Genomic DNA, 17,683 nt, shown 5'->3' on the forward strand with positions numbered 1-17,683 from the left:
GAATACTAGAGTTGCTGGGACGGCGCCGGTCACACGAGATGGGTCAGCTGGTCCTGCGGGTGACGAATTCGGCCAGTGCCAACAGGTCGCCGGCGGCGCTCGGGTCGGGGACCGCCCGGGAGAGGTGGTGGACCGCGCGGGCCATCCGGTCGGCGGCGCAGACCTGGGCCCAGTCCCGGCCGCCGGCCCGGTCCACCGCGTCGGCCGCCCGGCTCACCTCGCCGGAGGTGGTCATGGGCCCCCGGTAGAGCGTGGCGAGCTCGGCGGCGGCCGGGGTGCCCGAGGTGAGGGCGGCGACCACGGGCAGGGACTTCTTGTGGGCGGACAGGTCGGCCCCGACGGGCTTGCCGGTGCGGTCCGGGTCGCCCCAGATGCCGATGAGATCGTCGATGAGCTGGAACGAGAGGCCCGCCTCCCGCCCGAACCCGTCCATCGCGCGGACCGCCCGGTCCTCCGCCCCGGCGTAGAGGGCTCCGAGCGCACAGGCGCAGCCGAGCAGCGCGCCGGTCTTGGCGGTGGCCATGGCGAGGCATTCGTCGAGTGTGACCTCGTCGGGGGCGCGTTCCTCGAAGGCGCAGTCCGCCTGCTGGCCCGCGCACAGCTCGATGACGCAGGAGGAGAGGCGGGCGGCGGCGAGGGCGGCGGCCGGGTGCGGATCCTCGGCCAGCAGCCGCTGGGCCAGGGCGAGCATGGCGTCGCCGGTGATGATGGCGTCCGGGATGCCGAAGACCGCCCAGGCGGTGGGCCGGTGCCTGCGGGTGGTGTCCTCGTCGATGACGTCGTCGTGGAGCAGGGTGAAGTTGTGGGCGAGCTCCACGGCGACGGCGGCCCGGACGGCGCGTTCCGGATCGCCGCCCAGCGCGCGGGCGGCGGCCAGCACCAGGGCCGGCCTGATGGCCTTGCCCGCCTGGCCTGCGGCCGGGGTTCCGTCGGCGTTCTCCCAGCCGAAGTGGTACATCGCGATGCGGCGTATGCCGCCGGGCAGCGACTCCACGGCCGATCGCAGATGCGGGTCGACGACGGCACGGGTGCGCTCCAGGAGCGCCGCGGCCTCGTGCCCTTCCGTCGCTGCGTCCGTACTGGTCATGGTCACGGTCACTCCCTGGGGCGAGGCGATGGGGCGCGGGCCCGGGGGCCCGGGCGGCAGCCGCCGCCCGGGCCCCCGGGGTGAACCGGGGTCAGTGCCAGCGGCTGACCTCGACGTTCTCCAGCACGCCCAGGGCGTCCGGTACCAGGATGGCGGCGGAGTAGTACGCCGTCACGAGGTAGGAGATGATCGCCTGCTCGTCGATCCCCATGAAGCGGACCGAGAGACTCGGCTCGATCTCGTCGGGGATACCGGTCTGCTGGAGGCCGATGACGCCCTGCTCGGCCTCGCCGGTCCTCATGCAGATGATGGAGGTGGTGCGGGCGTCGGAGACGGGGATCTTGTTGGACGGGAAGATCGGCACCCCGCGCCAGGCGGGCACGTGGTGGCCGCCGATGTCGACGCTCTCCGGGACGAGTCCGCGCCGGTTGCACTCGCGGCCGAAGGCGGCGATGGCCTTCGGGTGGGCGAGGAAGAGCTTGGATCCGCGGCGGCGCGAGAGCAGCTCGTCCATGTCGTCCGGGCTGGGCGCCCCGTCGTGCGGCTGGAGCCGCTGCCCGTAGTCGCAGTTGTTGAGCAGTCCGAACTCCCTGTTGTTGATCAGCTCGTGCTCCTGGCGCTCACGCAGCGCCTCGACCGTGAGCCGCAACTGCTGCTCGGTCTGGTTCATCGGCTGGTTGTAGAGATCGGCGACCCTGCTGTGCACCTTCAGCACCGTCTGGGCGACGCTCAGTTCGTACTCGCGCGGCGCCGCGTCGTAGTCGACGAAGGTGTGCGGGACGACCGCCTCCCCCACATGGCCGGCGGAGAGGTCGATCGCCGCCTCGCCGTAGTGGTTGGTCCGCTGCTGCGGGATGGAGAGCAGACCGGCGAGATGGTCCTGCAGTGGTGCCGCGCGCTCCGCGAGGTTGTACACGTCGGCGCGGCTGAGGGTGAGGAGCGTGCACGGGGTGAGCGCGCGAGCGGTGTACTCCCAGACGGCGTCGCCGTCGATCAGGCTCTGGTCGCCGAAGTACGCGCCGTCGGCGAGGACTCCGAGCTCCGTCTCGTCCCCGTAGGGGCCCGATCCGACCTTCGCCACCTTGCCGTGCGCCAGCAGGAAGACCCGGTCCGCCGCGTCCCCCGAGGCGGCGAGCACCTCCCCCGCGGCCACGTCCCGCTGCTCGCACCTGCGGGCGAGCTCGGCGAGCACCTCCTCGTCCCCGAACTCCCGCAGGGCGGGCAGCTCCCCCAGCTCCGCGGGGATCACGGACACCCGGCCCCCGGTCTGGACGAAGGTCACCCGGCCGTCGCCGACCGAATAGCTGAGCCGACGGTTCACCCGGTACGTACCGCCCTGTACCTGCACCCACGGCAGCATCTTCAGCAGCCACCGCGAGGTGATCTCCTGCATCTGCGGCGCGGATTTGGTGGTCGTCGCGAGGTTCCGCGCAGCTGCCGTCCCCAGACTCTGCTGCGGCGGCGCCTGCGTGTCGCGAACCTCTTCACCAACGGACATCTGACGTCCTTTCGATCTTGGGCTGACCTGCGTGCAAAAGCCTTTCAGCAGGAGGACCCGGTCGCCATTACACAAAAGAGTGCGACTAATCCGCCTTCGGTCGGGGCACGTTGCTCCTCGTCGCCCGGCGCACCGCTTAATTTGCATCCCTAATGCAACTTATCTACGGTGGGGCCATGCGGTTGACGAGATTCACCGACGTGGCGCTCCGCGTCCTCATGCGACTGGCGGTCGCCGAGGGCCGGGAGCCGCCGACCACCCGCGAGGTGGCGGCCACCATGCGGGTCCCGTACACACACACCGCGAAGGTCGTCGCCAGGCTCCAGCACCTCGGCCTCCTCGACGCGCGTCGCGGCCGGGGCGGCGGACTCACCCTGACCTCGGCCGGCCGCTCCGCGTCGATCGGTTCACTGGTGCGGGAACTGGAGGGGCCGGAGGAAGTGGTCGAGTGCGAGGGGGACACCCCCTGCCCGCTCCGCTCCGCCTGCCGACTGCGCGGAGCCCTGCGCGGGGCCCAGGACGCCTTCTACGCCGCACTGGACCCGATCACCGTCACCGATCTCGTCGCCTCCCCCACCGGCCCTCTGCTGCTGGGCATCGGCAGCGGCCCACCGTCCGACTGAACCCCGCCCCGTCGGCGCGCGGACTTCCCCCACGCGCCGGCGGGGCGCCACTCTCCCGCTAAATATGCATCGCACATTCCATTAAGGAGTCCGTCATGCTCTCCGACCGGTCCACCGCCACTGTCCGCGCCACCCTTCCCGCCGTCGGCGCGGCCATCGGGGACATCGCCGACCTCTTCTACGAGAAGCTCTTCGCCGCCCACCCGGAGTTGCTGCGGGACCTGTTCAACCGGGGCAACCAGGCCTCCGGCGACCAGCGCAAGGCCCTGGCCGGGTCCATCGCCGCGTTCGCGACCGCGCTGGTCGAGCACCCCGGCACCCGGCCCGACGTGATGCTGGACCGCATCGCCCACAAGCACGCCTCGCTCGGGGTGACTCCGGAGCAGTACGAGGTGGTGCACACGCATCTGTTCGCGGCCATCGCCGATGTCCTGGGCGACGCGGTCACCCCGGAGGTCGCCGCCGCCTGGGACGAGGTCTACTGGCTGATGGCGGGTTCCCTGATCGCCGTCGAGGAGCGTCTCTACGCCCAGCAGGGCGTCCTGGCCGGCGATGTGTGGCACACCTGGGAGGTGACCGCCCGGGTCGAGGAGACCGAGGACGTCGCCACCTTCCTGCTGCGCCCGGCCGAGGACACGCCCCCGCCCGCCTTCCGGCCCGGCCAGTACGTCTCCGTACAGGTCGGCCTCCCGGACGGCGCCCGCCAGATACGCCAGTACAGCCTGTCCAGCGCCCCCGGCTCCCGGCTGCGGTCGATCACCGTGAAGCGCGTGCGCGGCCAGGGCTCGCCCGACGGCGAGGTCTCCCGGCACCTGCACGAGCACACCCGCGCGGGCGACCTGCTGCGCCTCTCCGTCCCCTACGGGGACCTGGTACTCGACCATCTGGACGGACCCCTGCTGCTGGCGTCGGCGGGCATCGGCTGCACTCCCATGCTGTCGATGCTGGAACACCTCGCCCAGGAGGGCCACAGCGGCCCGGTCACCGTCGTGCACGGTGACCGCTCACCGGCCGACCACGCCCTGCGCACCGACCACGTCCGGCTGACGGAGAAGCTCCCGGACGCCGAGGCGCACTTCTGGTACGAGACCCCGGAGGCCGGGCTGCCGGCGAGCCGCACCGGCCTCGTCGACCTGGCCGGCGTCACCGTACGACCGGGGACGCACGCCTATCTGTGCGGCCCGCTCCCCTTCATGCGGGCCGTCAGGGCCCAGCTGCTGGAGGCGGGGGTCCGGCCCGCCGACGTCCACTACGAGGTGTTCGGCCCGGACCTCTGGCTGGCCTCTTCCTGAAGCTTCTTCCTGAAGCCCCTTCCTGAAGCCTCTTCCTGAAGCGACGGAGAGGCGACAATGGGCGGGTGAACAGCCCGCCCCGCATCGATGCCCTCCTGCGGCCCCGGGTGCCCTCTCCGCTGCGGGAGGTCCACGACGAACGCTTCGCGCGCCACGGGGTGACGCTGCTCCTGAAGCGGGACGATCTGATCCACCCCGACCTGCCGGGCAACAAGTGGCGCAAACTGGCCCTCAACCTGGAGGCCGCCGCCGGGCGCACCGTGCTGACGTTCGGCGGCGCGTACTCCAACCACCTCCGGGCCACCGCGGCGGCCGGGCGGCTGCTGGGTTTTCCCACCGTCGGCGTCGTCCGCGGCGACGAGCTGGCGCGCCGGCCGCTCAACCCGTCGCTCGCCCGGTGCGCGGCCGACGGCATGCGCCTGCACTTCGTGGACCGTACGACGTACCGGGCGAAGGCCTCCTCCGAGGTCCTGGAGGGGCTGCTGAGCCTGTTCGGGGACGTGGAGGTCATCCCGGAGGGCGGCAGCAACGCGCTGGCCGCACAGGGCTGCACGGCGCTGGGGCGCGAGCTGGCCGGGGAGTGCGAGGTGGCGGCCGTGGCCTGCGGGACCGGTGGCACCCTGGCCGGGCTCGCCGCCGGCCTGGGCGCCGGGCGACAGGCCCTGGGCGTCCCGGTGCTGCGCGGCGGCTTCCTCGGGCGGGAGGTGGAGCGGCTCCAGCACGAGGCGTTCGGCGGCCCGTCCGGGAACTGGTCGCTGGACGAACGCTTCGCCTTCGGCGGCTACGCCCGCTCCACCCCGGGGCTGGAGGCCTTCGCCGCGGACTTCGAGGACCGGCACGGGCTGCCCGTGGAACGGGTGTACGTCGCCAAGCTGCTGTTCGCGCTGACCACGCTGGCCGGGGAGGGGGCGTTCGCGCCGGGCACGCGGGTGAGCGCCGTGATCACCGGCACCCCCGACGCGCGGCCCGTTCGGGAGCCGCCCGTCTCCCGGTAGGCAGCCGCTTCTCCCTCCAGGCCAGGCCGGCGTGGCGCCGTGCCCAGCGGGTCAATACAGCGGGCGCCGGCGCCGGTGCTTCGGGGACGGTTCGATCGTCTGGCGCCTGGGTACGTCAATGCGGCGCCGGTTCTTCGCAATTGGACGCCGCAGACCCCTAGCCACTGTGTGTACCCATGGGCTTACCATGAGTGACGGTTGGGGTATGGGGTCCGTACGACACGGCATCATGGATCCGATAACGTCGCCGAGCCGAAGAACCGTCGACGGACCGCATGGCTCCGGGCCACCCTTCCCGGAACCTCGAAAGAGTTTGTGCCACCTTGGAGGTGAGGGTGTCCCAGATCGCAGGCGAGCCCGGGAATCAGGACTTCGTAGAAGTCCGACTGCCCGCTGCGGGTGCCTACCTGTCGGTGCTGCGAACGGCCACGGCCGGTCTCGCAGCGCGTTTGGACTTCACTCTCGACGAGATCGAGGATCTCCGTATCGCGGTCGACGAGGCCTGCGCGATCCTGCTCCAGCAGGCCGTGCCGGGCTCCGTCCTCAGCTGCGTCTTCCGTCTCGTCGACGACTCCCTCGAAGTGACGGTGTCGGCGCCCACCACGGACGGCCGGGCGCCCGAGCGCGACACCTTCGCCTGGACGGTGCTCTCCGCACTGGCCGGCAAGGTCGACTCCACGGTCGCCGACGACCGTACGGTCAGCATCAGCCTCTACAAACAGCGCGGCGCGGGCCCCGGGCCGGCGTGAGCGACGGGAACGGGGACGGTCCTGTGCGGGACGAGACGATCCGATCGGGGGTGGTGCGCCCAGCAGCCATCCCGGAGCAAGAGGCCCGGCCGCATCCGGTGGACGGAGCGGACGGGCCCGAGAGTGTCGACGTCGCGGTGGAGCAGCAGTCGCAGGCAGAGCGGGCGGGCCAGATGAGCGAGCACGGGCACCACGATCCACACGACCGCAGCGGGGCCCGGGCCCTCTTCTTCGAGCTGCGGGAGCTGCCCGACGGTTCGGCCGAGAAGGCCGAGCTGCGCAACAGGCTGGTGCGGATGCACCTGCCGCTGGTGGAGCACCTGGCCCGCCGCTTCCGCAACCGCGGGGAGCCGCTGGACGACCTGACCCAGGTGGCCACGATCGGGCTGATCAAGTCCGTGGACCGGTTCGACCCGGACCGGGGCGTGGAGTTCTCCACGTACGCCACCCCCACGGTGGTCGGCGAGATCAAGCGCCACTTCCGGGACAAGGGCTGGGCGGTGCGGGTGCCGCGCCGCCTCCAGGAGCTGCGGCTGTCGCTGACCACGGCCACCGCGGAGCTCTCCCAGCAGCACGGCCGCTCACCGACGGTGCACGAGCTGGCCGAGCGGCTGGGCATCTCCGAGGAGGAGGTGCTGGAGGGCCTGGAGTCGGCCAACGCCTACAGCACGCTCTCGCTGGACGTGCCGGACACGGACGACGAGTCGCCGGCGGTCGCGGACACGCTGGGCTCGGAGGACGAGGCGCTGGAGGGCGTGGAGTACCGGGAGTCCCTCAAGCCGCTCCTGGAGGACCTGCCGCCGCGCGAGAAGCGCATCCTGCTGCTGCGCTTCTTCGGGAACATGACCCAGTCGCAGATCGCCCAGGAGGTCGGCATCTCGCAGATGCACGTCTCCCGGCTGCTGGCCCGGACCCTGGCGCAGCTGCGCGAGCGGCTGCTCGTCGAGGAGTAGGGCGAGGAGGACGTCCGCCGGTTCAGGCCTCGGGGGTCGCCCCGGCGCCCCGGCGGATGCCCAGGTCCTGGGTGGTCGCCGGCTTGAGGACGAGCACGAGGCCGGTGACGGCGACCGCCGCCAGGACGATCCCGCTGGGGATCAGCGCGCCCTGCGAGCGCAGCAGCGTCCAGGCCACCGGCAGCGCCATGATCTGGGTGATCAGCGCGGGCCCCCGGCTCCAGCTGCGCAGCAGCAGCAGTCCGCGGGCGGCGATCAGCGGGATCGCGCCGAGCGCGACCAGCGTGATCCCGACCGTCTCCGCCTGCTGCGTGCTCTCCAGCTTCCCGAGCAGCCCCATGACCAGCATGTAGACGCCGCCGAGGGCGAGCGCCAGGCCTTCGAGGGCGTTGACCCCGGCGAGGACGGTGATCCTGGCCGGGCGCTCCGCCGCGGAGGGGGACGGCATGGAGGGGGTCGCTTGAGTACTCACGCCTTTCAGGTTGGCATCCCGGGGTCCCGGAAGTGAAGCCGGGGTGCGGAGGGGCCTCGCCCGTCCGGGCGCACGGCGGGGCGGGGGGTCACGTTCCGTCACCGGCCCGGAGCGCAGCGAACCGGGGCTAGGGCCTCTCGTTTGGATCAGGTCGGATCAGGGAGCGGGGTCCGGTGCGTGCAGCTGCAAGGCGGAGGATTGAGGCAACGCGGATGGGGTCTCCCCTGCTCGAGCGAAGCCGAGAGCTCGGGGAAGTTGGTGATTGACGACAACGCCGGAGGGGGTCCCTCCCTGCTCGAGCGAAGCCGAGAGCTTGGGAGAGCGCGCACCGGACCCCGCGAGCCCGACCTGATCCAAACGAGAGGCCCTACGGTACCGAATCGCCCGGTAGGTAGGCTGGCCGTCATGCGCGCACTCCTCGTGGTCAACCCAGCTGCTACCACCACCAGTGCCCGCACCCGTGACGTGCTCATCCACGCGCTGGCCAGCGAGATGAAGCTGGAGGCGGTGACCACCGAGTACCGGGGGCACGCACGGGATCTGGGACGGCGGGCCGCGGACAGCGACGACATCGATCTGGTGGTCGCCCTCGGCGGCGACGGCACGGTGAACGAGGTCGTGAACGGGCTGCTGCACCGGGGCCCGGACGTGGACAGCCTCCCGAAGCTCGCCGTGGTCCCCGGCGGGTCCACCAATGTCTTCGCGCGCGCCCTGGGGCTGCCGAACGACGCGGTGGAGGCGACCGGCGCGATCCTGGACGCCCTGGAGAACCGGACCGAACGCACGGTCGGGCTCGGTCTGGCGGTCGGCACCCCGGGGACCGAGGACGAGTCAGTGCCCGAACGCTGGTTCACTTTCTGCGCCGGTCTCGGATTCGACGCCGGGGTCATCGGCCGGGTCGAACAGAAGCGCGAGAACGGGAAGCGTTCGACCCACGCCCTGTATGTGCGCCAGGTGGTGCGGCAGTTCCTGAACGAGGCCCACCGCAGACACGGGCAGATCACGCTCGACGTGCCCGGCCAGGACCCGGTGACCGACCTCGCGCTCTCCATAATCTGCAACACCGCCCCCTGGACCTACCTGGGCAATCGCCCGATGTACGCCTCTCCGAAGGCCTCCTTCGACACCGCGCTGGACGTCCTCGGACTGAAGCGTCTGTCCACCCCGGCGGTGGCCCTCTACGGCACCCAGCTGCTCACTTCGAGCCCCGAGAAGGGGCCGCGCGGCAAGCACGCCGTTTCACGGCATGACCTCACGGACTTCACCTTGCATTCAAAGGTTCCACTGCCCTTCCAGATGGACGGCGACCACCTGGGACTGCGTACGAGCGTGACGTTCACAGGCGTACGCCGTGCACTGCGTGTGATTGTGTGAGTGGAAGGGCCTAAAGTCCTTTAACTCGAACGTTTGGACTGGGTCCCACCCCTAAGAAGTGCGCCTGTGACCTAGTCGACACCGAGGAATCAAAAAAAACTTTCCAGAAGGGGTTGTATCCGCCGCCGAGGTTTGCGAATCTCTACATGGCGATCGAGACGGCCCGCAACACCGGCCTCCACTGAGAGCCAGAACCCCTCCTCACCATCACAGACCACACCCAGTCCTCCTGGGGGTCGGCCCGTCATCTACGGGGGGATTCGTGAAAGCGTTCACATTCACAAGCAACAGCGTGTAATACCAAGGAGAGGTAGCAGCCATGGACTGGCGTCACAACGCCGTTTGTCGTGAGGAAGACCCTGAGCTTTTCTTCCCCATCGGCAACACCGGTCCTGCGCTGCTGCAGATCGAGGAAGCCAAGGCTGTCTGCCGCCGCTGCCCCGTCATGGAGCAGTGCCTGCAGTGGGCGCTCGAGTCCGGCCAGGACTCCGGCGTCTGGGGTGGCCTCAGCGAGGACGAGCGCCGCGCGATGAAGCGCCGCGCCGCTCGCAACCGGGCGCGCAACGCAAGCGCCTGAGCGAGAACCGCACCAAGCCTCAGCCCGGCGGCGCGTACAGAGCGTACGCACAGCCCCGCCTTCGAGTCGCAGCGCGCAGTACCCCGAAGCGCATCGCAACGTGAGCATCACGGAGCGGGCCCGGACCGTCACCACGGTCCGGGCCCGCTCTGCTGTGTGCTCCCGTTCTTCTTACTTGTCGCGGCTGACCGGGAGGTCCAGCACCACCTGGGTACCGCGTCCGGGCGCCGGGACCATGCCGAACGTGCCGCCCAACTCCCCCTCCACCAGTGTCCGTACGATCTGGAGCCCGAGGTTGCCGGCCCGCTTCGGGTCGAATCCCTCGGGCAGCCCGCGCCCGTCGTCGGTGACGGTGATCAGCAGTCGTCCGTCGGTGGGCGATCCGCCGCGCACGGCGGAGACCTCCACCGTTCCGTGGTCGGCCACGGCGAAGGCGTGTTCCAGGGCGTTCTGCAGAACCTCGGTCAGCACCATGGAGAGCGGGGTGGCGACCTCGGCGTCGAGAATGCCGAAGCGTCCGGTGCGCCGACAGGTCACCTTGCCCGGGGAGATCTCCGAGACCATCGCGATGACCCGGTCGGCGATCTCGTCGAACTCGACCCGCTCGTCCAGATTCTGGGACAGCGTCTCATGGACGATGGCGATCGAACCGACGCGCCGGACCGCCTCGTTGAGCGCCTCGCGGCCCTGCTCGGAGTCCATCCGGCGGGCCTGGAGCCGCAACAGGGCCGCCACCGTCTGGAGGTTGTTCTTCACCCGGTGGTGGATCTCCCGGATGGTCGCGTCCTTGGTGATCAACTCGCGTTCTCGGCGGCGCAGTTCGGTGACGTCGCGGAGCAGGACCAGGGAGCCGATGCGGACACCCTTGGGCTTGAGCGGGATGGCCCGCAGCTGGATCACCCCGCCCGCGCACTCGACCTCGAACTCGCGGGGCGCGTAACCGCTGGCCACCTTGACCAGGGCCTCGTCCACCGGCCCCCGGGACGGGGCCAGTTCGGCGGTGGTGGTGCCGAGGTGGTGGCCGACCAGGTCGGAGGCGAGGCCGAGGCGGTGGTAGGCGGAGAGGCCGTTGGGGCTGGCGTACTGGACGATTCCGTCGGCGTCGAGCCGGATCAGGCCGTCGCCCACGCGCGGGGAGGCGTCCATGTCGACCTGCTGGCCGGGGAAGGGGAACGACCCGGCGGCGATCATCTGCGCCAGGTCGGAGGCGGACTGGAGGTAGGTGAGCTCCAGCCGGGAGGGGGTGCGCACGGTGAGCAGGTTGGTGTTGCGGGCGATGACGCCGAGCACCCGGCCCTCGCGGCGTACGGGGATGGACTCGACCCGTACGGGCACCTCCTCGCGCCACTCCGGGTCGCCCTCGCGCACGATCCGGCCCTCGTCCAGGGCCGCGTCCAGCAGCGGGCGGCGGCCGCGCGGCACCAGGTGGCCGACCATGTCGTCCTGGTAGGAGGTGGGCCCGGTGTTGGGGCGCATCTGGGCGACGGAGACGTACCGCGTGCCGTCGCGGGTCGGGACCCACAGCACGAGGTCGGCGAAGGACAGGTCGGAGAGCAGTTGCCACTCCGAGACCAGCAGATGGAGCCACTCGAGGTCGGTGTCGCTCAGAGCGGTGTGCTGGCGGACGAGGTCGTTCATGGAGGGCACGTGTGGAGCGTACCTGGGGTTACCGGCGGCGTTCGAACCGATCGGCCCGCCGGGCCGTGCCATGGGTACGACGATGGACGGGTGCGGTCAGACAGGTGCGGGGCCGACCGAGAATGTCGTGCACATGGATGGACACGGGCAATTGGTCTAGTCCACAATGAATACATCACGACCTCCGCTCTCCCCGCACAGGAGAGCGGACCGAGGCTCCGGCACTCTCTGCCCTGACTGCGCCGGTGCCTCCTGTGGCCGGAGGCACCGCACACCGCCGGCCAGGTAGGGCCTGCCTTTTGGAACAGGCCGGATCAGCGAGCGGGGGCCGGTGCGTGCAGCTGCAAGGCGGAGGAGGGAGTCGACGCGGAGCGTCGATGACCGACGACAACGCCGCGGATGTGCGTGCCGGGGCCCGCGAGCCCGGCCGGTTCCGAAAGGCAGGCCCGCAGCTCCGGGCTGCGGTGCCGGGTGGGCTGAGGGTCCCGCTCCGGTGCCGCGGCCCGCGGGTGTTTCCGGGGCCGCCGGTGCTTCCGGGGCTGTGCCGTCCCAGGGCCTCAGCGGGTCTCGGTGACCTTGGCCAGGGCACGGGGCGCGTCCGGGTCCTGGCCCCGGGCGATCGTCACCTCGTACGCCAGCAGCTGTAGCGGCAGGATCTCCAGGATCGGCTGCAACTCCTCCGGGACGCCCGCCGTGGGCAGGGAGAAGCCGGCCGAGGCCGCCTCCACCTGGGCCTTGGGGCCGACCACGAAGAGGTCCGCGCCGCGTCCGCGCAACCGGTCCAGCACCGGCTGGAGGGCCTCACCGCCCCGGCCGTCGGTGACCACGGCGATCACCGGGGAGATGTTGTCGACCATCGCCAGCGGCCCGTGCAGCAGATCCGCGCCGGAGTAGGAGAGAGCGGGGATGTAGCTGGTCTCCATCAGCTTCAGGGCCGCTTCCTTGGCCGTCGGGTAGCCGTAGCCGCGCGAGGTGATCACCATGCGTTCGGCGAAACGGTAGCGGGAGGCCAGTGCCTTGACCTCGGCCCGGCGGCCCAGGATCGCGCCCGCGAGGTCGGGCAGACCCGCGGCGGCGTCGGTGCCGTCGCGGCCTCCCAGGCCCTCCACGAAGAGGTAGAGGGAGAGCAGGGAGGCGGTGTACGTCTTGGTGGCCGGGAGCGCCTTCTCCGGGCCCGCCAGGATGTCGATGTGATACTCGGAGACCGCCGCCAGTGCGGAGTCCGGGTTGTTGGTGACGGCGAGGGTGACGGCCCCGGCCTCCCGGGCGGCCCTCGTGGAGGCCACCAGGTCCGGCGAGCCGCCCGACTGGCTGACGGTGATCACCAGGACGTCCCGCAGGTCCGGCCGGGCGCCGTAGGCCGTCGTGGTGGACATCGAGGCCAGCCCGCAGGGCAGCCCGTGGCGGATCTCCAGCAGGTACTTGGCGTACAGCGCCGCGTTGTCCGACGTGCCCCGGGCGGTGAGCAGCACGAACCGCGGTTTCCGGGCCGCGATCTCGGCGGCGACCTCGCGGATGCGGGGCGCGCCCTGTTCGAGGATGCGGCGGAGCATCGCGGGCTGCTCGGCCATCTCGCCGGACATGATGCGGCCGGGCTCGTCGCCCTGGCCGCCCGGGCCGGCCGGAGGGGTGGCGGACATGTGGGGGCCTCCTGCGCTGTCGGCGTACGGGAAGGGCGCGTGCGCGGGGGTGCGCGATCCGCGCCGTTCCGGTCGGGCCTCCCCAGTCGACCAGGCAATGCGGTGTGCCGCCAGCGGGCCGGGGCGGGCGTGTGCGCGTGCGTGCCGGTGGGCGGACTGTTCACCGTACGGCTGCCCAATTCTGCTAAATTGGGAGATTGATTGGTCTATACCACCTCCTCCCCTAGTCAGATCGGCAGGCACAGCGTGGAAGTTGTCATCGTCCCGGACGCCGCGGCAGGCGGCGAACTGATCGCGGAGGCCATCGCCGCGCTGATCGCCCGCAAGCCCGACGCCCTGCTCGGCGTTGCCACCGGCTCGACCCCGCTGCCCATCTACCGCGCGCTCGCGGCGAAGGTCGCCGCCGGCGCGGTCGACGCGTCGCGCGCCCGGATCTGCCAGCTCGACGAGTACGTCGGGCTGCCCGCGGGCCACCCGGAGTCGTACCGCTCCGTAGTGCTGCGCGAGGTCATCGAGCCGCTCGGGCTCTCCGAGGCCTCCTTCATGGGCCCCGACGGGTCGGCCGAGGACGTCCAGGCGGCCTGCGAGGCCTACGACCTGGCGCTGGCCGAGGCCGGCGGCGTCGACCTCCAGCTCCTGGGCATCGGCACGGACGGGCACATCGGCTTCAACGAGCCGTGCTCCTCGCTCGCCTCCCGTACGCGGATCAAGACGCTCACGCAGCAGACCCGGGTCGACAACGCGCGCTTCTTCGACGACGACATCGAGCAGGTGCCGCACCACGTGATCACGCAGGGCATCGGGACGATCCTGGACTCCCGCCACCCGATCCTGCTGGCCACCGGTGAGGGCAAGGCGGAGGCCGTCGCCCAGACGGTGGAGGGGCCCGTCGCCTCGATCGTGCCGGCCTCGGCGCTCCAGCTGCATCCGCATGCGACGGTGGTGGTGGACGAGGCCGCTGCGTCGAAGCTGAAGCTGGCGGACTACTTCCGCGCCACGTATGCGGCGAAGCCGGGGTGGCAGGGGCTGTAGGGCTCGTCCCTCGCACGGCTGAGGGCCGGGACGCCTGTCGGTGTCCCGGCCCTCTGCCGTGGTGTGTCGTGCCTGGTGTCGCCGCTCGTCCGGCGTGAGGCCTTGTCCTCAATCGCCGGACGGGCTTGGTGTGGCGGCCCGAGGCTTGGCCCCGCAGGCCCGTCCGACCTGAGGTCCTGTCCTCAATCGCCGGACGGGCTTGGTGTGGCGGCCCGAGGCTTGGCCCCGCAGGCCCGGACGGGATAGGTGTGGCCGGCCTGCGGGCCCGTCCGGCGTGAGGCCTTGTCCTCAATCGCCGGACGGGCTTGGTGTGGCCGGCCCGGGGCCTTGAAGTGGGTCAGGCCCTCGTGCCGGTGATCGCTTCCGCTGCTGCCAGGCCGCAGACCCGGGCCGCTCCGTGGGTCGCTATGTGCAGCGAGCCGCGCGGGTCCGACTGGGGCAGGCCCATCTCGACCACGATCGTGTCCGGGCGGGCCGCCAGCAGTGCGTCGAGCGCGGCGCCCATCCAGGCGTGCCGGTGCTCGTCGCGGACCACGGCGACGATGCGCCGCTCCCCCGCTGCCGCCAGGATCGCGTCCGCCGGGGCGGCGCTCTGGTCGGTGTAGGTGTCCGTGCTGGTGCCGGGCAGGATCCTGTCCAGCTCGGCAGCGATGCCCCACGGGGTCTCGTCGCCGACCGCGATGTTCGCCACCGCGCTGAACGAGGCGACGTACGCCGCCCCGGTCAGCCGGTCGCCGGAGCCGGTCACCCGGACCGCGCGGCGGGCGGCGGTCAGACCGATGTCGGAGCTGACTCCGGTGCCGGGCGCGGTCCCCTCCTGCACTGCCGCGCCCGACTCCCGGATGTCCCCCCGAACCCTCTGCGTCCAGGACGCCAGGGCTCGTACACGGGCGGCCGCGTCGGCGAGCCGCTCCTCGGTCAGGTCCCCGCCGCGCACGGCCGCGACGAGGGCGTCGCGCAGCCGCAGCACGGTCTCCTCGTCGGCCAGCCCGCCGCCCACACAGATGGCGTCGGCGCCCGCCGCGAGGGCGAGGACGGACCCGCGCTCGATGCCGTACGTACCGGCGATGGCGTCCATCTCCACGGCGTCGGTGACGATCAGGCCGTCGTACCCCAGCTCCTGGCGCAGCAGACCGGTGAGGATCTGCGGGCTCAGGGTCGCCGGGCGGTCCGGGTCGAGTGCGGGAAGCAGAATATGCGCGCTCATCACCGACTTGGAACCCGCGGCGATGGCCGCCCGGAAGGGCACCAGTTCACGGGCGTGCAGGGTGTCGAGGTCCACGTCGATGCGGGGCAGCGCCAGGTGCGAGTCGACCGCGGTGTCGCCGTGGCCGGGGAAGTGCTTGGTGCAGGCGGCGACGCCGGCGGCCTGGAGCCCCTCGATGTACGCGGCGGTGTGCCGGGCGGCCAGGCGGGTGTCGGCGCCGAAGGAACGCACGCCGATGACCGGGTTGCCCGGGTTGGAGTTGACGTCGGCGGACGGCGCCCAGTTGAGGTTGACGCCGCACTCGGCGAGCCGGCGGCCGAGTTCCTCGGCGACGGCCCGGGTGAGGTGGACGTCGTCCACCGAGCCGAGGGCGAAGTTGCCGGGGAAGGAGGAGCCGTGCGTGACCTCCAGGCGGGTCACGTCGCCGCCCTCCTCGTCGATGGCGACGAGGACGTCCTCCCGCTCGGAACGCAGCCGCTCGGTGAGGGCGGTGAGCTGTTCGGGTGAGGTGATGTTGCGGCCGAACAGGCCGACGGAGGCGAGGCCTTCACCGACTCGGCGCAGCAGCCAGTCCGGGGCGGTGGTGCCGGTGAACCCGGGCTGGAGCACGGCGAGCGCGTCGCGCGTCACGGTGTCCGTGGTGGAAACGAGGGTGGTCATGGGCCCGCACTATCCCTTCACAGCGCCGGAAGTGAGGCCTGCGGCCATCTTCTTCTGGATGATCATGAAGAACACGACGACAGGGAGGGCGATCATGGTCGACGCCGCCATGAGGGCGCCGTAGTCCGTTCCGCGCTCGGTCGTGAACGTCATGAGCCATACGTTGAGCGTGTACTTGGAGTTGTCGTTGATCAGGATGTACGCGAAGAGGTACTCGTTCCACGCGCTCACCAGGGCGAAGATCGACGCGGCGGCGAGCCCGGGGGCGAGCAGCGGGAAGATCACCCGGCGGAAGGCCTGGAAGCGGGTGCACCCGTCCACCATCGCGGACTCCTCCAGCTCCACCGGGATGTTCACGACGAAGCCGCGGATCATGATGGTGGCGAAGGGCAGCGTCGAGACGAGGTAGACGACGATCAGGCCCCAGTACTCGTCGATCCCGCCCATCGCGTTGAGCTGGGCGTAGATCGGGATGAGCATCGCCGTCGGCGGCAGCATCTGGACCAGGATCATGATCAGGACCAGGGCCTTGCGGCCGAAGAACCGGAACCGGCCGATCGCCAGGGCCGCCAGGGTCGCGATGATCATGCCGCCGACCACCGCGGTGACCGCGACGATCAGGCTGGACTGGATGGCGGTGCCGAAGTTCGGCTGCTCCGTGGCCCGGACGAAGTTGTCGAAGGTGATCGACGTGGGCCACAAGGTCTGGTCGTAGCTGCGGATCTCCCGGTTGGGCCGCAGGGCGCTGATGACCAGCCAGTAGACCGGGAAGACCATGACCAGGGCGATACCGAGGCCGATCAGGTCGAAATGCAGCCGGCTCTTCTTGCGGTCGGGCCGCAGCGCCTGTGTCGTCTGGGTCGAGCTGCTCATTCGACCTCTCCCGTCTTCATGAGCTGGCGCAGGTAGTACACGGCCACGCCGGACAGCAGCAGCACCGTGATCAGGGCGATCGCAGTGCCCTGGCTGAAGGAGGTGGACTCGAACGCCTTGGAGTAGGAGTAGAGGCCGAGGGTCTCGTACTCCGGCTCGGGCTTGTTGCCGCGCAGCAGCCAGATCTGGCCGAAGACGTTGAAGTCCCAGATCACCGAGAGAGTGGCGACCATGGTGAAGACCGGCTTGATGACCGGCCAGGTGACGAACCTGTAGACGCCGTAGGCGCTGGCGCCGTCGAGGGCGGCGGCCTCCTCCAGCTCCTGGGGGACCTGGGTGAGGGCGGCGTACAGGGTGACGACGACGAACGGGATGGCGCCCCAGACGACCAGCAGGGTGATGATGCCGAAGCCCTGGATCGGGTCGAGGTACCAGTTGTGTCCGAGCCAGTCCTCGCCGACGACCTTGGCGATCAGCGTGTTGATCAGGCCGTAGTCGGAGTCGGCCATGAACCGGAAGATCGAGGCGGCGACCATCAGCGGCATCGACCAGGCGGCGATGAGGCAGGCGGTGAGCACCAGCCGGACCCAGGTGGAGAGCTTGCGCATCAGGAGGGCGACCAGCAGCCCGATCCCCATGGTCAGCGTCACGCAGATGACCATGAAGACGACGGTGCGGAAGGTGACCCACCAGAACTCGGAGTCGCCGAGGATGTTGGTGAACTGCTCGAAGCCGACCCATGGCGCCGGCTCGCCGGACCACAGCTCACGGCGGCCCATGTCCTGGAAGGACATGATGACCGTCTTGCTGAGCGGGTAGAGGTAGACGGCGGCGATCGCCAGGACCGCCGGGAGGATCAGGAAGTAGGGGAGGAGTTCACCCTTCTTCCGCTTCCTCTTCTGCACCCGGGGCGCATCGTCGGGGGAGGACGACTTCCCGGTCGTCTGCGGGTCGGGTGGTACGGGGACCGGCGGCCCGGCGGCCTTGGTATCAGCGGCAGACACGTGGCTGAC

General features: G+C 70.9%; 16 protein-coding genes. 8 read left to right on the forward strand and 8 right to left on the reverse strand.

Annotated elements, in window-relative coordinates:
- Window positions 1–43 precede the first annotated feature (43 nt).
- Window positions 44–1,087 (reverse strand): family 2 encapsulin nanocompartment cargo protein polyprenyl transferase, encoded by a 1,044-nt coding sequence (locus N7925_RS10520; protein WP_265599404.1) that lies wholly within the window; start codon window positions 1,085–1,087, stop codon window positions 44–46.
- Between the two features lie 91 nt (window positions 1,088–1,178).
- Complete coding sequence (locus tag N7925_RS10525; RefSeq protein WP_265599405.1) at window positions 1,179–2,585, reverse strand: family 2B encapsulin nanocompartment shell protein; 1,407 nt, start codon at window positions 2,583–2,585, stop codon at window positions 1,179–1,181.
- A gap of 176 nt (window positions 2,586–2,761) precedes the next feature.
- Between N7925_RS10525 and N7925_RS10530 the strand changes: the two genes are divergently transcribed.
- The 5 genes from N7925_RS10530 to N7925_RS10550 all read left to right on the forward strand — a co-directional run bounded on the left by N7925_RS10530 (window position 2,762) and on the right by N7925_RS10550 (window position 7,197).
- Window positions 2,762–3,208 carry an RrF2 family transcriptional regulator gene (locus N7925_RS10530; RefSeq protein WP_274343713.1) on the forward strand — a complete coding sequence of 149 codons (447 nt, stop codon included), beginning with the start codon at window positions 2,762–2,764 and terminating at the stop codon, window positions 3,206–3,208.
- Window positions 3,209–3,303: 95 nt separating this feature from the next.
- Entirely contained in the window at window positions 3,304–4,500 is a 1,197-nt protein-coding gene (locus N7925_RS10535; RefSeq protein WP_274343714.1) for a globin domain-containing protein, read from the forward strand.
- Between the two features lie 65 nt (window positions 4,501–4,565).
- The gene (locus tag N7925_RS10540; protein ID WP_274343715.1) at window positions 4,566–5,495 is read left to right on the forward strand and encodes a 1-aminocyclopropane-1-carboxylate deaminase/D-cysteine desulfhydrase; all 930 of its coding nucleotides are present in this window, start codon (window positions 4,566–4,568) and stop codon (window positions 5,493–5,495) included.
- 335 nt (window positions 5,496–5,830) lie between these two features.
- Window positions 5,831–6,244, forward strand: coding sequence for an anti-sigma regulatory factor (locus tag N7925_RS10545; RefSeq protein ID WP_003966375.1), 414 nt, complete (start codon window positions 5,831–5,833; stop codon window positions 6,242–6,244).
- Window positions 6,241–7,197: an RNA polymerase sigma factor SigF gene (locus N7925_RS10550; protein ID WP_416222885.1), complete on the forward strand. Its 957-nt coding sequence runs from the start codon at window positions 6,241–6,243 to the stop codon at window positions 7,195–7,197. Before N7925_RS10545 ends, N7925_RS10550 begins: the two co-directional genes overlap by 4 nt.
- A 22-nt stretch (window positions 7,198–7,219) precedes the next feature.
- Here N7925_RS10550 and N7925_RS10555 read toward each other — a convergent pair whose 3' ends face one another.
- On the reverse strand, window positions 7,220–7,669 hold the full coding sequence (locus tag N7925_RS10555) for a hypothetical protein (protein ID WP_274343716.1): 450 nt from the start codon (window positions 7,667–7,669) through the stop codon (window positions 7,220–7,222).
- A 405-nt stretch (window positions 7,670–8,074) separates the two neighbouring features.
- Between N7925_RS10555 and N7925_RS10560 the strand changes: the two genes are divergently transcribed.
- Window positions 8,075–9,043 (forward strand): diacylglycerol/lipid kinase family protein, encoded by a 969-nt coding sequence (locus N7925_RS10560; protein ID WP_274343717.1) that lies wholly within the window; start codon window positions 8,075–8,077, stop codon window positions 9,041–9,043.
- A 319-nt stretch (window positions 9,044–9,362) separates the two neighbouring features.
- Complete coding sequence (locus N7925_RS10565; RefSeq protein ID WP_003953983.1) at window positions 9,363–9,620, forward strand: WhiB family transcriptional regulator; 258 nt, start codon at window positions 9,363–9,365, stop codon at window positions 9,618–9,620.
- Window positions 9,621–9,791: 171 nt separating this feature from the next.
- Here the strand turns inward: N7925_RS10565 and N7925_RS10570 are convergent, their stop codons facing one another.
- Window positions 9,792–11,258: a sensor histidine kinase gene (locus N7925_RS10570; protein ID WP_265603826.1), complete on the reverse strand. Its 1,467-nt coding sequence runs from the start codon at window positions 11,256–11,258 to the stop codon at window positions 9,792–9,794.
- Between the two features lie 557 nt (window positions 11,259–11,815).
- Complete coding sequence (locus N7925_RS10575; RefSeq protein WP_265599411.1) at window positions 11,816–12,898, reverse strand: SIS domain-containing protein; 1,083 nt, start codon at window positions 12,896–12,898, stop codon at window positions 11,816–11,818.
- 246 nt (window positions 12,899–13,144) lie between these two features.
- Between N7925_RS10575 and nagB the strand changes: the two genes are divergently transcribed.
- Entirely contained in the window at window positions 13,145–13,930 is a 786-nt protein-coding gene (gene nagB / locus N7925_RS10580; RefSeq protein WP_274343718.1) for a glucosamine-6-phosphate deaminase, read from the forward strand.
- 337 nt (window positions 13,931–14,267) lie between these two features.
- Here the strand turns inward: nagB and N7925_RS10585 are convergent, their stop codons facing one another.
- From N7925_RS10585 to N7925_RS10595, 3 genes are read right to left on the reverse strand one after another with little or no spacing between them, the layout of a single operon-like run.
- The gene (locus N7925_RS10585) at window positions 14,268–15,797 is read right to left on the reverse strand and encodes a glycoside hydrolase family 3 protein (RefSeq protein WP_274343719.1); all 1,530 of its coding nucleotides are present in this window, start codon (window positions 15,795–15,797) and stop codon (window positions 14,268–14,270) included.
- A 9-nt stretch (window positions 15,798–15,806) separates the two neighbouring features.
- Window positions 15,807–16,670, reverse strand: coding sequence for a carbohydrate ABC transporter permease (locus N7925_RS10590; RefSeq protein ID WP_265599413.1), 864 nt, complete (start codon window positions 16,668–16,670; stop codon window positions 15,807–15,809).
- The gene (locus tag N7925_RS10595; RefSeq protein WP_265599414.1) at window positions 16,667–17,674 is read right to left on the reverse strand and encodes a carbohydrate ABC transporter permease; all 1,008 of its coding nucleotides are present in this window, start codon (window positions 17,672–17,674) and stop codon (window positions 16,667–16,669) included. The genes N7925_RS10590 and N7925_RS10595 overlap by 4 nt, the downstream gene beginning before the upstream one ends.
- Between the last annotated feature and the right edge of the window lie 9 nt (window positions 17,675–17,683).

Origin of the sequence: Streptomyces sp. CA-278952 (assembly GCF_028747205.1) — a bacterium.
Taxonomy (GTDB): Bacteria; Actinomycetota; Actinomycetes; order Streptomycetales; family Streptomycetaceae; genus Streptomyces.

Excerpts from the sequence above, each read along its gene's own strand:
- N7925_RS10520 (WP_265599404.1), bottom strand. The coding sequence starts at position 1,087 with ATGACCAGTACGGACGCAGCGACGGAAGGGCACGAGGCCGCGGCGCTC.
- N7925_RS10525 (WP_265599405.1), bottom strand. The coding sequence starts at position 2,585 with ATGTCCGTTGGTGAAGAGGTTCGCGACACGCAGGCGCCGCCGCAGCAG.
- N7925_RS10530 (WP_274343713.1), top strand. The coding sequence starts at position 2,762 with ATGCGGTTGACGAGATTCACCGACGTGGCGCTCCGCGTCCTCATGCGA.
- N7925_RS10535 (WP_274343714.1), top strand. The coding sequence starts at position 3,304 with ATGCTCTCCGACCGGTCCACCGCCACTGTCCGCGCCACCCTTCCCGCC.
- N7925_RS10560 (WP_274343717.1), top strand. The coding sequence starts at position 8,075 with ATGCGCGCACTCCTCGTGGTCAACCCAGCTGCTACCACCACCAGTGCC.
- N7925_RS10565 (WP_003953983.1), top strand. The coding sequence starts at position 9,363 with ATGGACTGGCGTCACAACGCCGTTTGTCGTGAGGAAGACCCTGAGCTT.
- N7925_RS10570 (WP_265603826.1), bottom strand. The coding sequence starts at position 11,258 with ATGAACGACCTCGTCCGCCAGCACACCGCTCTGAGCGACACCGACCTC.
- N7925_RS10575 (WP_265599411.1), bottom strand. The coding sequence starts at position 12,898 with ATGTCCGCCACCCCTCCGGCCGGCCCGGGCGGCCAGGGCGACGAGCCC.
- N7925_RS10585 (WP_274343719.1), bottom strand. The coding sequence starts at position 15,797 with ATGACCACCCTCGTTTCCACCACGGACACCGTGACGCGCGACGCGCTC.
- N7925_RS10590 (WP_265599413.1), bottom strand. The coding sequence starts at position 16,670 with ATGAGCAGCTCGACCCAGACGACACAGGCGCTGCGGCCCGACCGCAAG.